The organism is Kineosporia corallincola (assembly GCF_018499875.1).
GTDB lineage: Bacteria > Actinomycetota > Actinomycetes > Actinomycetales > Kineosporiaceae > Kineosporia > Kineosporia corallincola.
The window spans coordinates 383,277-397,548 of record NZ_JAHBAY010000006.1; the positions used below are offsets into that span (position 1 = coordinate 383,277).

Below are 14,272 nucleotides of genomic sequence, written 5' to 3' on the forward strand. Positions count from 1 at the left end.
GGGCGGTTTCGGACACGGTGGGCCTCCTGCCGAAGTGACTTGCCAATGAGACCGGGCTCTTCCGTGGGCCCGGCCGGACTCAGGCCCCGGCGCGTGCCAGGGGCGGATCGGCGATCACCGTGGAGAACTCGACCGGCAGCGCCGTCGGCACCCTGGTCCAGGGCGAGGGCAGCCAGGTGAGTTCTTCCGCGGGAATGCTCAGGTGCACGTCGGGCAGCTGATTGAGCACCGTCCCGACCGCCGTGCGCACGATCACCCGGGCCGGCACCCGGGCCGGGCAGGAGTGCGGGCCGGCCGCGAACGACAGGTGCGCCCGGTTGAACGGCTCGGCCACCGGGCCGTTGCCGGTCTGCATCAGCGGGTCGTCCACCACGGCGCCCAGACCGAGCACCAGCACGTCGCCCCGGCGGATGCTCTGACCGCCGAGTTCGCAGTCCTGCAAGGCATACCGGGCCGGCATCACGTTCATCGGCGGTTCCCGCCAGAGCGCCTCGTCCAGCGCGTCGTCCACCCCCAGACTGCCGCCGCGCAGCTGCGCGGAGAACCGCGGGTCGGTCAGCAGCAGGCGCAGGGTGTGCGCGATCCAGGAGGTCATGGTCTCGTTGCCGGCGCCGATCAGTGGCACCAGCGACTGCACCCGCTCCTCGTCGCCGTGCAGGGCCTCGTGCGCCACGATCACACCGGTCACGTCGTTGACCGGGTTCAGTTTCCGGCTCTGCACCAGGTCGATCAGGATCTCGTCGAACCGCCGGTCACCGGCCTGGGAGTTCTCCTGGCTGCCGAACAGCGCGGCCAGGGCCCGGCGCAGTTCCTGGCCGCCCTCCCGGTCCAGCCCGAACAACGTGGCCAGGGCCAGGGTCGGGATGATCGCCGCGTACTCGCCGATCAGGTCGGCGCTGCCGCGTTCGGAGAACTGAGCGATCAGGTCGGTGCACAGCGCCTCCACCTCGCGGCGGATCGCCCGCTGGTCGATGGTGGCGATGCCCTCGTCCACCGGACGGCGCAGCCGGCGGTGCTCGTCCCCGTCGGCCTGGAACAGGTTGGGGCGCCAGCCCATCATCGGCAGCAGCCCCGAATCCGGCGCCACCACACCGTCGTTCAGATCGCGCCAGTTGCGGGCGTCGTGGCTGAACAGCCTTTCGTCCCGGGTCACGGCGAGCAGCTCGCGGTAGCCCATCACCAGCCAGGCCTGCACGCCGGGTTCCAGCTCGACCAGGGCCACCGGCCCCTGCTCGTCACGCAGGCGGCGGAACACCACGCGGTGGTCGGGGGCGGCCGTGGCGGAGATCAGCGGGGTCGCGCCGGCGTGCGCCGGGCAACCCGGAGGGGGTGTGGTCACTGGGCGAACTCCCGGCGCGGGTCGTGGGTGGCGACGTACTCGACCAGGGCCAGCAGCGCCCCGGCCGAGGAGGACCGGTCACGGGCGTCGCACTCCACCACCGGGGTCTCGGGCAGCAGGTCGAGCGCGCCACGCACCTGGTCGAGGGTGACGGCGGGGCCGTCCGGGAAGCGGTTCACCGCCACCGCGAACGGCAGCTCGCGTTCCTCCAGCTGCTCCAGGACGTCGAAACTCTGCTCCAGGCGCCGCACGTCGACGAGCACCAGCACCCCGATGGCGCCGACGGCCAGGTCGGTCCACAGGTCCCAGAACCGCCGCTGGCCGGGCGCCCCGAACAGGTAGAGCACCAGTTCCGGGTTGATGGTGATGCGGCCGAAGTCCATGGCCACGGTGGTGGTGGTCTTCTCGCTGCCGGCACCCAGCTCGTCCACGCCGACACCGGCCTCGGTCATCACCTCCTCGGTGCGCAGCGGGGTGATCTCGCTGACCGAGCCGACCAGGGTGGTCTTGCCCACGCCGAACGCACCGACGACGAGGATCTTGGCCGAGCGGGACACCGTGTCGGGAAGGTAGCGGTCAGCGGATCCCGCGGAGACCATGCAGCACCTCCTGAAGAAGCTGGGAGTCGGGAGCGGCCTGCCGGGGCGCACCGGAGCGCGCGGTCAGGTAGCCGGCGTCGATCAGGTCCGACGCGAGCACGCTGACCAGGCTGACCGGAAGGTCGAGGTGGGCGGCCGCCTCGACCAGCGAGAGCAGCCGCCCGCACATCCGGACCAGGGCCCGTTCCTCGCGGGAGGCCGTGACCGGCAGCTCCCGGGTCGGGTCGGGCGCGATCAGCAGCGTCTCCACGCCGACCGTGTTCCGGGTGGCCCGGGCACGACCCCGGGTGATGACGTAGGGCCGTAATGGCCGGGCACCGAACGGCTGGCTGAACTGGTGGCGGTCTGGTTCCCCAGACCCGCTCACGGTGCGTCCTGCCGCGCGGGGCTGCTCAGGTTCTCGGCGCCGATCTTCAGCACCTGGGCCTGCATCGCCCGGGCCACCGCGCGCGGGTCCACCACCGGGTCGGCGACCACGGCCAGGTGGGCACCGTCGGCGCTGCGCAGGAACAGGAAACCGCCCTCGAACTCGATCATCTGGTGCCGCACCGCGCCGTCGCCGGTGCCGAACTCCGCGCCCAGGGCACGGCCCAGCGACTGGAGTCCGGAGCAGGTGGCGGCCAGGCGCTCGGCACGGTCGCGGCCCAGGCCGGCGGAACCGGCCAGGAGCAGGCCGTCCACGCTGAAGACGACCACGTCCCGCACCCCTGGAACGACACTCACCTCGGCGATCATCCAGCCACGGTCGTTCTGACGGTTCTTCTGCGGGTCGCTCATCCCTGCGCGGCGTCCTTCCGGGTGGTCGAGGAGCTCTGTTCGCCCTCGGGATCGGAGTCGTTCGTGGTCGGTTCGTTCACCGCCGCGTCCGTCGATGGGGTCTCCGTCGGGGAATCGGCAGCCGGGGTCACCGGGATGGGCTGGGACCCCTCGAAGAACCGCTCCATCCAGTCGCCGGCCTCTTCCGGGGCGGTGGCGGGAGCGGTCGAGACCACGGGCCGGGGTCGGCCGGCCGGGTCTCCTCCGAAGGGCCTGGTCTGGTCACGACGCCGCGAACGGCGTTGCGGCAGCTGGACGTCCGCACCGTCGACCGGCTCGGCCGGGTCGGTGCCGACGGGGGTGTGCGGCTCGAACAGGCTGGCCGGTGGTGCCGGTGTCACCGGTGCCGTCGGCGCAGCCGGGGGTTCAATGGTGGACGCCGGTGCGGGCGTGGGCGCGAACATCGAGTTCGGCGCGGGGTCGGGTGCGGGGTTCAGCACCGGGTTCGGCACCGGGCTCGACACCGGGCTCGGTGCCGGCTCGGGCGGGAGCACCGGGGCGGGCAGCGCCACGGTCTCGATCAGGCGGCTGGGCACCAGCACCACGGCGCGCACCCCGCCGTAGGGCGACATGCCCAGGTCGACGGTGAGCCCGTGCCGGCGGGCGAACCGGCCGACCACCGCGAAGCCGGTCTGTGGAATCTCGCCCACGTCACCGACATTCAGCAGGCGCCGGCCGGAGACGATCTCCCGGGCCTCGGCCAGCCGGTACTCGTCCAGACCGAAACCGCTGTCGTCGATCTCGATCACGGCGCCGCGCTGCACGCCGCGCACCGACACGGTGACCGGGGCCGAGGGCGCCGAGTACTCGGTGGCGTTGGCCAGCAGCTCGGCCACCAGGTGGATCAGCGGCTCGACCACCGACGGCACCGAGGCCACGGTCTGGTCGCCGGTGACCTGCACCCGGCTGAACGCGACGATGCGGCCGGAGGCGGCGCGGGCCACGTCGACCAGCGCCAGCGGTGCCGGCCACTGCTGCCCCGGCCACTCGTCGCACAGCACCTTCACGCTCTGCGCGTGCCGGGCCTGCTGGGTGGCCGCGTGGTCGACCCGCATCGTGGTCTCGAGCAGGTCCGGGTCGCCCGGGTGCTTCTCGGCCAGGCCGCTCATCGCCTGCTGGATGCGGTGGGCCGAGGTCTGCACCCGGCTGGCCAGCTCGACCAGGGCCAGGCGCCGCGACTCCTCACGCTCCAGCATGGCCGTGCCGATCTGGCTCAGCATCTCCTCGAGCAGGGCGGCGGTCTCCGGGGCCAGGTCGTCCGGCCGGTCGGCGCCCGGGGTGCGGGTGCCGGCCAGGGCGGCGGGCAGCCGCACCTTCAGCATGTGCTCCAGCTCGCGCTGGAGATCGGCCACCCGGCGCCGTTCCCGGGCGGCCTCGGCCTCCGGCGCGGTCGGGTCCGGGCCGGCCGACAGCACCGGCGGGTTGCCGGTGCGCGACGCGGGCGGGTCGATCCGGGCCCAGCTGCCGCCCAGGTGCTGGGTGTCCGGCCAGGGGGCCGAACGGTGACGGGCCCAGGCGGCGGCACCGGCCACCAGGGCACCGACCAGCCAGGGAGACGGTGAACGACGAGGGGGCCGGGCTGCACTCGTCAATGGACACCCTTCGCGTCACGAGACGGTCAGATCAATAATTCAAACGGTCCGGGGGTATTAATACCCGTATCGGACTAATGGGCGAAAAACCTAGCACAAGTCCCTAAGGGCTCCCACAGAACACGATGAACGAATTCACCGTCCCCGATGATTTTCTGGTGTCCTCCCGCCGGTGGCAGCCTGGTCGCATGCACCACGACAGCGCCTCCGCCGGCGACCGCGGGCGGCCGCACGCTCTGCCGGACCGCCGGGCGCTGGCCGCGGCCCTGCCCGAACCGGGCACATGGCAGCCCTTTCCGCGTCTCGACCGGAACCGGGCCGGACTGGACACGGCGGTCCGCGAGGCGGCGGACCGGCACCTCGCCACACCCTGGCCCACCACCTCACCGACAACCGCACCGACAACTCCTCACCTGCTGGAACGACTCGCGGCCGCGACCCTGGCCGCCCACCTGACCGGCGAGCAGCGGTTTTTCGACGACGTGGTGCACGGCGTCCGGGCGGTGTGCGACCGGAGCAGCCGGTGCCGGCCCGGCCCTCGCCGTCCATGCCCGGATCTGCTGTCCACCGAAACCGCAGCCCTGCTGGCCTGGGTGGATCATCTGCTCGGCGACCGGGTGCGGGAGCTGCGTGAACTGATCGCCGGGGAGGTGCGGCAACGGGTGCTGGAGCCGTACCGCTCCACCGGGCGGGCGGTTCACGCCGGTGTCGTGCCGGCCGCGCTCCAGCTGGCCGCGAGCCGGGAGCAACTGCTCGACGTGCTCGACCGGACCGTGCACCACCTGGGCCACCTGCTCGGCCGGCCGCCCGGCGACGGGTTCCCGGCCGCCGCCGTGACCGAGACGCTGGAGTGGATCCGGCTGGCCACCGGCCTCGACGGGTTCAGCCGTCCGGAACTCGTCGAGGTGGCGGAACGTCCGCCGGCCACACTGATGAGCCCGCACCAGTCCGTCGACATCATCGAAAAATCCGACCTGACGCCACATTTGCTGTACCTTCTCGGCACCCGGCTGGAGCTCCCCGAGGTGCGCCGGCACGCCCTCGCCCTACGGGAACCGCACCCCCTGCCCGCCGCGACCTCGCTCGGTCGCACCCTGCTCGACCTCGCAGACCCGGCCTGGAGCCGCGATATCGCCCAGGATCAGCCGGGTTTCCCCTACCCGGCGCGGACCTGGCTGCCGGGTTCCGAGGTGCTGACCGTGCGGCGTCTGCCCGGCGGAACCGAGGGGGTGTTCCTGGCGGTGCGGGGAGGGCACAACGGCGGGCAGCCTTCCCGGGGCGACGTGGGCACGGTGGTGATTGGCTGGGACGGTGAGCCTTTGGTGATCGGCGCGGCCCACCACAACGTGCCGGTGGTGAACGGTCACCACCAGGCAGCGGGCCGGCGGCACCGGGCCGTGGACGTCTCCTGCGACATCGGCCGGCACGGCGCCGGGCTCACGCTCGACCTGGCCCCCGCCTACCCGGACGAGGCCGGGGTGCGCAGTCTGCGCCGCCGGGTGCTGCTCGACCGGGCTCCGGGCTGGGTGGTGCTGCGCGACCGCTGGGACCTGACCGCTCCGGCGTCCCTGCACTGGCCCTTCATGCTGCGGCACGAGCCCCGGCCGGTGGCCCCGGGTGAGCTGGAACTGGTTCATGGCGTCGTCCTCGCGTTTCCCGAAGGGCTGAGCGTGGAGGTGAGCGAGGTGCGGCCGGCCGGGCACGGCGCACCGCTGTTCCGCCTCGACCTGGGCCACCCGGAACCGGGGACGACGGGGGTGGTCACGTTCACCGTGCGCCTGCGGTTCTGATCCGGGACAGGTGCTGCGGCAGGCCGTGTTCTAGGCTGGCCGGATGGATGCGGCAGAGGTGAGGCTGGACGTCTGGATCTGGTCGGTTCGCCTGTTCAAGTCCAGATCGGTGGCGTCGAGCGCCTGCCGGGGCGGGCACGTGGCGGTCAACGGGGCCAAGGCCAAACCGTCCACCACGGTGCGGGTGGGCGACCGGATCGAGGCCCTCACCACGGGCGGTGAGCGGATCGCGGTGGTGCGCCGGCTGATCCAGAAGCGGGTGGGCGCGGCCGTGGCCGTCACCTGCTACGAAGACCTCACCCCGGCACCTCCACCGAAGGAGGAGATCGTCCAGGTCGCCGTGCGTGACCGGGGCGCGGGCCGCCCGACCAAGCGGGACCGGCGTCAGCTGGACCGGCTCCGTCCCCCCGCCTGGTAGCTGCACACTCAACATTCCGCCCGGTGAGCCGACGTCAGAGAGGTCTGCTCATGGGAGGAACAGTGCTCGGTCAGCTCCGCAGGTTCCGCATCGGGACCCGCCTCGCGGTGGCGTTCGCCGTGGTCACGATCATGCTCGCGGCCGCCACCGGCGCCGCGCTGGTGGGCATGCAGAAGCAGAGAGCCTCGGCCGACCAGGTCGAGAGCCTCAGTAAGCTGGTCAACGCCGTCGACAAGGTCAGCTTCTACAACGCCGACATCTCCGGCTGGCAGGTTGCCTACGCCTGGGACACCCGTCGGCCCAGTGTGAAGGATCCGTTGTCGGAGGACTCTGCCAACCGGGCCGGTTTCTTGGCGGACAAGGCCAAGCTGCTGGCCTACCTGGAGAGCTTCCCGGTGTCGTCGATGAGCGCATCGGAGAAGGAGACGTTCGCCGGCATCAAGGAGAACTGGACCACCTACTTCGCCTCCGACGACACGGCCTACGCCCTGTTCAAGGCGGGGCGGTTAAACGCCGGGGACGACGAGATCCTGAATGTCGGCTACACCTCGTACAACAAGCTGCTGGAGCAGACCGCCGCCATCACCACGTCGGTCAACCAGCGCCTGGACGACGAGAGAGCCGACGCCACGCACGACGCCGACCTGGTGCGCACCCTGGTGGCGAGCACCCTGCTGATCTCCGTGGTGCTGGCCGGGCTGCTGGCCTGGACGGTCACCCGCAGCATCACCTCGCCGCTGAGCCGCACCGTGGACGCCCTGCGCCGGGTCGCGTCCGGCGACCTGACCAGCACGCCGGTGCCCTCCGGCAAGGACGAGGTGACGACGGCGGACGCCGCACTGGCCGAGGCGGTGGAGAACACCCGCGGCGCGGTGCTCGCCCTGACCCAGGGCTCCGCCACGCTCACCTCACTGTCGGCCGACCTGAACCAGACCGCGGCCAAGCTGACCGCCAGCAACACCGAGAGCGCGCAGCAGGCCGCCCGGGTGGCCGACGCGGCCGACGACATCTCCACCAGCGTGCAGACCGTCGCGGCGGGCAGCCAGGAGATGGGGCAGTCGATTCAGGAGATCGCGACCAACGCCACCGAGGCCGCCCGGGTGGCCGGCCAGGCCGTGAGCAGCGCGGAGGCCACCAGCCAGGTGGTCGGCCGGCTGGGCGAGGCGTCCGCCGAGATCGCCACGGTGGTGCAGGCGATCACCCAGATCGCCGAGCAGACGAACCTGCTGGCGCTGAACGCGACGATCGAGGCGGCCCGGGCCGGGGAGTCGGGCAAGGGCTTCGCGGTGGTCGCCGACGAGGTCAAGCAACTGGCGCAGGAGACCGCACGGGCCACCGAGGACATCGTGGCCAAGGTGCAGGCGATCCAGTCCGACACCAGCGCGGCGGTCTCGGCGATCAGCGAGATCTCCGAGGTCATCGACCAGATCAGCACTTTCCAGAACACCATCGCCGCGGCGGTCGAGGAGCAGACGGCGGTGACGGCGGAGATGGCGCGCAACGTGTCCGGGGTGGCCGACGGCTCGGGCGAGATCGCCGCGAACGTGTCGGTGGTGGCCCGGGCGACCGAGCAGACCTCCAGCCAGCTGGCCGAGGTGGGTGCGGCGGCGGCCTCGCTGGACGCGTCGTCGCAGGAGCTCCAGGACGTGGTGCGGCGCTTCCGGATCTGAGGCACCGGCCGGCCGGGGTTGGGGACAGTGCAGGTGTCCGCTTCTCACCAATTGTCCGGAAGCCTTTCCCGGGGGCTTACTGGAAGCAAGCCACCCGCCCCCGGCACCGGACGGATGCCGGACGCCCTGCGGGTGAGGGAGGGGCGCCGACCGGGCAGCGGCGCGTGGCGGGTGCGCGGTCCCTGGCTTGACGGGGGCAGGGACCGCGCCCCTTAATCCCGGCCCTCAGTGACGCGGCGGGGCGGTGCTCTCGCGCACCACCAGCTCCGGGGCGATCACCACCCGGCCGTGGTCTGCGTCGCCGCTGCCGATCTGGGCCAGCAGGGCCTTCAGGCTGCGGCGCCCGACCTCTTCGAACGGCTGGCGCACGGTGGTCAGCGGCGGGCTGAAGTAGCCGGCCTCGGGGATGTCGTCGAAACCCACCACGCTGATGTCGCCGGGCAGGTCGCGGCCGTTCTCACGTAGGGCGCGCAGCACGCCGACGGCCATCGAGTCGTTGGCCACGAACACCGCGGAGACGTCGGGCATGCGGCTCAGGATCTGGCCCGCGTCGTAACCGGTGGACGCACTCCAGTCACCGTGGAGCAGTGGGGGGACGTCGACACCCGCCTCGCGCAGAGCCGTGGTCCAGCCGGTGATCCGGTCCTGCGCCTCGTACCAGTGGGTGGGACCGGCGACGTGCCAGACCGTGGCGTGGCCGAGGCCGAGCAGGTGCTCGGTGGCCAGACGGGCCCCGGCGCTCTGGTCGACGGCGATCACCGGCATGCCGTGGCCGACCGAGCTCTCGATGGCGACCAGGGGCAGGTGACGGGCCATCGACTCCAGCGACTCGCCGACCGAGGTGAGCGGGGCGACCACGATGATGCCCTCGACGCCCTGGTGTTCCAGGCGGTTGACGGCCCGCTCGACCGAACCACCTTCTCCGCCGCCGACATTCGCGACGGTGAGGATGTAACCCTCTTCGCGGGCGGCCGACTCGACGCCGTAGAGCATGGACATCGGCCCGTAGAGGGCGCCGCCGATGGTGACCAGGCCGAGCACCTTGGAACGGCCGGTGACGAGGGTGCGGGCCGCCGAGTTGGGGCGGTAACCGAGTTCTTCGATGGCGGCGAGGACGACGGCACGGGTGCGGGAGCTCACGCCGTCGCTCCCGTTCAGGACCCGGGAGACGGTCTGGTGCGACACCCCTGCGAGCCTGGCCACATCGTGCATCCCGGGACGTTTGCGGTGGCCCGCGTTGCTCGCGTTGCCACCGGAACTGCCGCCCGGATTGCCGGAATTCCCTGGATCGCCGCCGGCCTGGGCCGCCGCCCGGGACGGGGGTGTCATGAAACTGATCCTAACGTCGCAGGATTCACGCGCGGGGTCGGTCGTGCTGACGAGCCCTGGCACGGGCACTGCATTCGTGCCCGTGCCAGGGGTTTTCGATCACATTCGGGGCATTGACGCCGGAATGTCTCAGCGGCCGCCGGCACCCGCGCGACGCTTGGTCCACACGTCGAACGCCACCGCGAGCAGCAGCACCAGACCCTTGACCAGCATCACCTGCTCGCTCGGGGCTCCGAGCAGCGACATGCCGTTGTTGATGACCGCCATGATCAGACCGCCGGTGATGGCACCGACGACCTTGCCGACGCCACCCTGCACGGCCGCACCACCGATGAAGGCGGCGGCGATCGCGTCCAGCTCGAAGCTGTTACCGGCGGTCGGGCCGGCCAGGTTCAGCCGGCCGGCGAAGATGATGCCCGCCACGGCGGACAGCACACCCATGTTCACGAACAGCCAGAAGGTGACCTGCTTGACCTTCACGCCGGAGAGCATGGCGGCGTTGACGTTGCCACCGATGGCGTAGATGTGACGGCCGAACACGGCGCGGTTGGTGATCAGCGTGTAGATCACGACCAGCGCGCCGAGCAGCAGCAGCACCCAGGGCAGGTTCTTGAACCGGGCCAGCTGCACGATGACGAACATCAGCACCACGGACGGCGCGATGACCTTCAGCAGGAACAGGCTGATCGGCTCGACGGCCTGGCCGAAGCCGGCCCGGGCCGAGCGGGCTCGCCACTGCGTCCAGATGATCGCGACCACGAGGGCCAGACCCACGAGCAGGGTGACCAGGTCGGCGCCGCCGAGGGCGCCGAGGGCCACGTTGCCGAGCCAGCCGGGGGTGAAGCCGTTGGCCATCGAGCGCACCGTGTCGGGGAACGGGCCGATGCCCTGGTTACCCAGGATCATCATCGTCGCGGCACGGAACAGGAGCATGCCGGCCAGAGTGACGATGAAGGCCGGGATGCCGAAGTAGGCCACCCAGTAGCCCTGCCAGGCACCGATCAGCGCACCCATGACCAGGGTGAGCGGGATCGCGATCGCCCAGTGGACGTCGTGATTCACCATCAGGACGGCCGCGAAGGCACCGGTCGCCGCGAGTACCGATCCCACCGACAGGTCGATGTGACCCGCGATGATGATCAGGATCATGCCGATCGCCAGAATCAGGATGTAGCTGTTCTGGATGATGACGTTCGACAGGTTCTGCGGCTGGAGCAGACGGAAGTCCGTCAGCACCGCGAACAGCAGCACGATCGCCGCGAAGGCGATGTAGATGCCGTTCTCGCGCAGGTTGCCCACGCTGAACGAGAAGCGGCTCTTCGGCTTCTCGGTCGTCTTGGTGGCGCCGGCCGGGGCCGGGGCGGTGCCCTCCGCGACCTTCGCCGCGTTCTCCGCCTTGACGTCCGCGACGGCGGGCTCGGCGACCGTGGTCGCGACGACCTCGGTCTCGGCAGCCTTGGTCTCGGCAGCCTTGGTCTCGGCCGTCTCGGTCTCGGCAGCCTCGGTCTCGGCAGCCTCGGTCTCGGCAGCCTCGGTCTCGGCAGCCTTGGTCTCGGCAGCCTTGGTCTCGGTGACCTCGGCCGCCGGGGTCTCGACCGCGGGGGTCTCGACCGCGGCAGCCTCGACCTTGGCCTCGTCCGCCGTGGTTCCCTCGGTCTTCGGGGCGTCCTGCGCCTTGGTCTCCTCGACCGCGGCGGTCTCCTCGACCTTGGCAGGCTCCTCGACCTTGGCGGGCTCCTCGGTCTTGGCCACCTCGGCGTCCTCGGTCACCGCAGCGTCCTTGGCCACCGCAGCGTCCTTGGCCACCGCAGCGTCCTCGGTCACCTCGGCGTCCTTGGTCACCTCGGCGTCCTTGGTCGTCCCGGTCGCCGAGTCCTTCGGCTCCTGAGGCTCTTTCGTCTCGATGTCAGGCTTCGAGGAGGAATCGGTCGTCGCCATGGTTCACTCCTGCCCTCGCGTCATGTACTGCATGAGCAGCTCCTGGGTGGCTTTTTCGCGAGGCACCTCGCCGGTGATCCGTCCCGCCGACAGGGCGTAGATCCGGTCGCAGATGCCGAGCAGCTCGGGGAGCTCGGAGGAGATCACGAGGACCGCCTTTCCCTCCGCGGCGAGCTGGTTGATGATCTGGTAGATCTCGTACTTGGCGCCGACGTCGATACCGCGCGTCGGCTCGTCGAGAATGAGCACATCGGGATCCGTGTAGATCCACTTGGCCAGCACGACCTTCTGCTGGTTGCCACCGCTCAGCTTGCCGGTGATCGAGGCCACGGTCGGCGCCTTGATCCGCAGGCTCTTGCGGAAACCCTCGGCCACGGAGAGCTCTTGGTTGTCGTCCACCCAGCCGCCCTTGGCCAGCTTGCCCAGGGCCGCGGCGGAGACGTTCCGCCTGATGTTGTCGATCAGGTTGAGGCCGTAGCGCTTCCGGTCCTCGGTGGCGTAGGCCAGGCCGTGCTGGATGGCCTGCTGCACGTTCTTCGCCTCGATCGGCTTGCCGAACTTGTACAGCTGGCCGCTGATTCCGGTGCCGTAGCTGCGTCCGAACACGCTCATCGCGAGTTCGGTGCGCCCGGCACCCATCAGACCGGCCAGGCCGACGACCTCGCCGGCCCGCAGCGTGAGGTTGGCGTCCTTGATCAGGACGCGGCCGTGCTGGGTCGGGCTGTGCACGGTCCAGTTCTCGATCCGCAGGACCTCGTCGCCGATCTCGATGGCGGGATCGCGGTCGGGGTAACGGTTCTCGAGCGAGCGTCCGACCATGAGCGAAATGATCCGGTCCTCGGTGACCGCATCGTTGCGCATGTGCAGGGTGTCGATCGTCTGACCGTCACGGATGATCGTGACCTGGTCGGAGATCGCCTCGATCTCGTTCAGCTTGTGCGAGATGATCACACAGGTGATGCCCTCGTCACGCAGCCCGCGCAGCAGGTCGAGCAGGTGCGCCGAGTCCGCGTCGTTGAGGGCGGCCGTGGGCTCGTCGAGGATCAGCAGGCGAACCTTCTTCGAGAGCGCCTTGGCGATCTCGACCAGCTGCTGCTTGCCCACGCCGAGGTCCACGATCTTCGTGGTCGGGTTCTCGGCCAGACCGACCCGCTTGAGCAGCTCGGCCGCCCGCTGGTTGGTCTCGTCCCAGTTGATCAGGCCACGCTTGACCGTCTCGTTGCCCAGGAAGATGTTCTCCGCGATCGACAGCTCGGGAACGAGCGCGAGTTCCTGGTGGATGATGACGATTCCGCGTTCTTCGCTGTCGCGGATGTTCGAGAAGTGGCAGGTCTCGCCGTCGAAGACGATGTCGCCCTCGTACTCACCGAACGGGTAGACCCCTGACAGAACCTTCATCAGGGTGGACTTCCCGGCGCCGTTCTCGCCGCAGATGGCGTGGATCTCGCCCTGCGCCACCGTGAAAGTGACGTTCTGCAACGCCTTCACGCCCGGGAAGGTCTTGCTGATGTTACGCATTTCTAGGATGTTGCCGGGCATCCGCGCTCCTCAAGGGGATGCGCCGGCCCGCCCGTGACCAGGCGGAGGGGATGCCTGTGGGCGGACCGGCAGCTGGGGGACTTCAGCTCACTTGAGGTCGTCTTCGGAGTAGTAACCCGAGTCGACCAGGACTTCCTGGTAGTTGTCCTTGGTGATGATCTGCGACTCGAGCAGCTGCGACGGAACGACCTTCTTGCCGTTGTCGTAGTCCTCGGTGTTGTTGACCTCGGGCGTCTCACCCTTGAGCAGGTCGTCGGCCATCGTCACGGCGACATCCGCGAGCTTGCGGGTGTCCTTGAAGATGGTCGAGTACTGCTCGTCGGCGGCGATCGACTTGACCGAGGCGGCCTCGGCGTCCTGACCCGTCACGATCGGGTAGTCCTGGTCGCCGGTGCCGTAACCGGCGCTCTTCAGCGCCGACAGGATGCCGATGCTGATGCCGTCGTACGGCGAGAGCACACCGTCGATCTTGGCGTCACCGTAGGACTTGGTGATCAGGTCTTCCATGCGCTTCTGGGCCGTGGCCGGGTCCCAGCGCAGGATGGCGACGGTCTTGAACTCCGTCTCCTTGCTCTTGACGACCAGGCGGCCGTCGTCGAGGTACGGCTTCAGGGTGTCCATCGCGCCGTTGAAGAAGAACGTGGCGTTGTTGTCGTCCGGCGAGCCGGCGAAGAGCTCGACGTTGAACGGGCCCTTCTCGTCGGTCTCCTTGCCGTCCGCGTCCACCAGACCGAGGCCGGTCAGGAGCGAGGTGGCCTGCTGCACGCCGACCTTGTAGTTGTCGAAGCTGGCGTAGTAGTCGACAGCTTCGGTGTCACGCAGAAGGCGGTCATACGCGATGACCTTGATGCCCTGCTCCTTGGCCGACTCCAGCTGCGAGGTCAGCGCCGTGCCGTCGATGGCAGCGACGATGAGAACCTTGGCGCCCTGGGCGATCTGGTTCTCGATCTGGTTGACCTGCGTCGGGATCTGGTCCTCGGCGTACTCCAGGCTGACCTTGTAGCCGAGCTTCTCGAGCGCGGCCTTCACGTTGTCGCCGTCGTCGATCCAGCGCTGCGAGGACTTGGTCGGCATGGTCACGCCGACCAGCGAGCCCTCGACGTCGCCGCCGCTGCTGCTGGTGCCACCGGTCTTCTCGGACGACCCACACGCCGCGAGGGCGGTCACGAGGGTCAGACCGGCGATGATCCGGGTAACTCTGCTGCGTTGCATCTGTTCTCTCCGGGAACTCGGGCGGCCATC

11 protein-coding genes and 1 pseudogene are annotated in these 14,272 nt (G+C 70.1%); 3 read left to right on the top strand and 9 right to left on the bottom strand.

The features are described 5' to 3' along the window. Positions 1–79: 79 nt before the first annotated feature. The 5 genes from KIH74_RS16945 to KIH74_RS16965 are packed head-to-tail and all read right to left on the bottom strand — an operon-like array spanning position 80 to position 4,346. Positions 80–1,339: a cytochrome P450 family protein gene (locus tag KIH74_RS16945; RefSeq protein WP_214156918.1), complete on the bottom strand. Its 1,260-nt coding sequence runs from the start codon at positions 1,337–1,339 to the stop codon at positions 80–82. Next, positions 1,336–1,938 carry a GTP-binding protein gene (locus KIH74_RS16950; RefSeq protein ID WP_214156919.1) on the bottom strand — a complete coding sequence of 201 codons (603 nt, stop codon included), beginning with the start codon at positions 1,936–1,938 and terminating at the stop codon, positions 1,336–1,338. Before KIH74_RS16950 ends, KIH74_RS16945 begins: the two co-directional genes overlap by 4 nt. Next, a complete protein-coding gene (locus KIH74_RS16955; RefSeq protein WP_214156920.1) occupies positions 1,916–2,305 on the bottom strand; it encodes a DUF742 domain-containing protein in 390 nt (129 codons plus the stop codon). The genes KIH74_RS16950 and KIH74_RS16955 overlap by 23 nt, the downstream gene beginning before the upstream one ends. Continuing rightward, positions 2,302–2,715, bottom strand: coding sequence for a roadblock/LC7 domain-containing protein (locus tag KIH74_RS16960; protein WP_214156921.1), 414 nt, complete (start codon positions 2,713–2,715; stop codon positions 2,302–2,304). Before KIH74_RS16960 ends, KIH74_RS16955 begins: the two co-directional genes overlap by 4 nt. Beyond that, entirely contained in the window at positions 2,712–4,346 is a 1,635-nt protein-coding gene (locus KIH74_RS16965; protein WP_214156922.1) for an ATP-binding protein, read from the bottom strand. The genes KIH74_RS16960 and KIH74_RS16965 overlap by 4 nt, the downstream gene beginning before the upstream one ends. A gap of 188 nt (positions 4,347–4,534) precedes the next feature. On the opposite strand from KIH74_RS16965, the gene KIH74_RS16970 reads away from it, so the two are divergent. Genes KIH74_RS16970 through KIH74_RS16980 form a run of 3 tightly spaced genes read left to right on the top strand, consistent with a single transcriptional unit; the run spans position 4,535 to position 8,224 of the window. Beyond that, entirely contained in the window at positions 4,535–6,136 is a 1,602-nt protein-coding gene (locus tag KIH74_RS16970; RefSeq protein ID WP_214156923.1) for a hypothetical protein, read from the top strand. A gap of 43 nt (positions 6,137–6,179) precedes the next feature. Then, entirely contained in the window at positions 6,180–6,554 is a 375-nt protein-coding gene (locus KIH74_RS16975; RefSeq protein ID WP_214156924.1) for an RNA-binding S4 domain-containing protein, read from the top strand. Between the two features lie 50 nt (positions 6,555–6,604). Then, complete coding sequence (locus KIH74_RS16980) at positions 6,605–8,224, top strand: methyl-accepting chemotaxis protein (protein WP_214156925.1); 1,620 nt, start codon at positions 6,605–6,607, stop codon at positions 8,222–8,224. Between the two features lie 225 nt (positions 8,225–8,449). Here the strand turns inward: KIH74_RS16980 and KIH74_RS16985 are convergent, their stop codons facing one another. From KIH74_RS16985 to chvE, 4 genes and pseudogenes are all read right to left on the bottom strand, one after another. Continuing rightward, positions 8,450–9,553 (bottom strand): LacI family DNA-binding transcriptional regulator, encoded by a 1,104-nt coding sequence (locus KIH74_RS16985; RefSeq protein ID WP_214156926.1) that lies wholly within the window; start codon positions 9,551–9,553, stop codon positions 8,450–8,452. Positions 9,554–9,682: 129 nt separating this feature from the next. Beyond that, positions 9,683–10,915 (bottom strand): annotated as a pseudogene (gene mmsB / locus KIH74_RS16990) (multiple monosaccharide ABC transporter permease); the annotation flags it as partial. A gap of 579 nt (positions 10,916–11,494) precedes the next feature. Then, positions 11,495–13,030 (bottom strand): multiple monosaccharide ABC transporter ATP-binding protein, encoded by a 1,536-nt coding sequence (mmsA, locus tag KIH74_RS16995; protein ID WP_214156928.1) that lies wholly within the window; start codon positions 13,028–13,030, stop codon positions 11,495–11,497. A gap of 87 nt (positions 13,031–13,117) precedes the next feature. Then, on the bottom strand, positions 13,118–14,242 hold the full coding sequence (gene chvE, locus KIH74_RS17000; RefSeq protein ID WP_214156929.1) for a multiple monosaccharide ABC transporter substrate-binding protein: 1,125 nt from the start codon (positions 14,240–14,242) through the stop codon (positions 13,118–13,120). Between the last annotated feature and the right edge of the window lie 30 nt (positions 14,243–14,272).

Excerpts from the sequence above, each read along its gene's own strand:
- KIH74_RS16950 (WP_214156919.1), bottom strand. The coding sequence starts at position 1,938 with ATGGTCTCCGCGGGATCCGCTGACCGCTACCTTCCCGACACGGTGTCC.
- KIH74_RS16960 (WP_214156921.1), bottom strand. The coding sequence starts at position 2,715 with ATGAGCGACCCGCAGAAGAACCGTCAGAACGACCGTGGCTGGATGATC.
- KIH74_RS16970 (WP_214156923.1), top strand. The coding sequence starts at position 4,535 with ATGCACCACGACAGCGCCTCCGCCGGCGACCGCGGGCGGCCGCACGCT.
- KIH74_RS16975 (WP_214156924.1), top strand. The coding sequence starts at position 6,180 with ATGGATGCGGCAGAGGTGAGGCTGGACGTCTGGATCTGGTCGGTTCGC.
- KIH74_RS16980 (WP_214156925.1), top strand. The coding sequence starts at position 6,605 with ATGGGAGGAACAGTGCTCGGTCAGCTCCGCAGGTTCCGCATCGGGACC.
- KIH74_RS16985 (WP_214156926.1), bottom strand. The coding sequence starts at position 9,553 with ATGACACCCCCGTCCCGGGCGGCGGCCCAGGCCGGCGGCGATCCAGGG.
- mmsA (WP_214156928.1), bottom strand. The coding sequence starts at position 13,030 with ATGCCCGGCAACATCCTAGAAATGCGTAACATCAGCAAGACCTTCCCG.
- chvE (WP_214156929.1), bottom strand. The coding sequence starts at position 14,242 with ATGCAACGCAGCAGAGTTACCCGGATCATCGCCGGTCTGACCCTCGTG.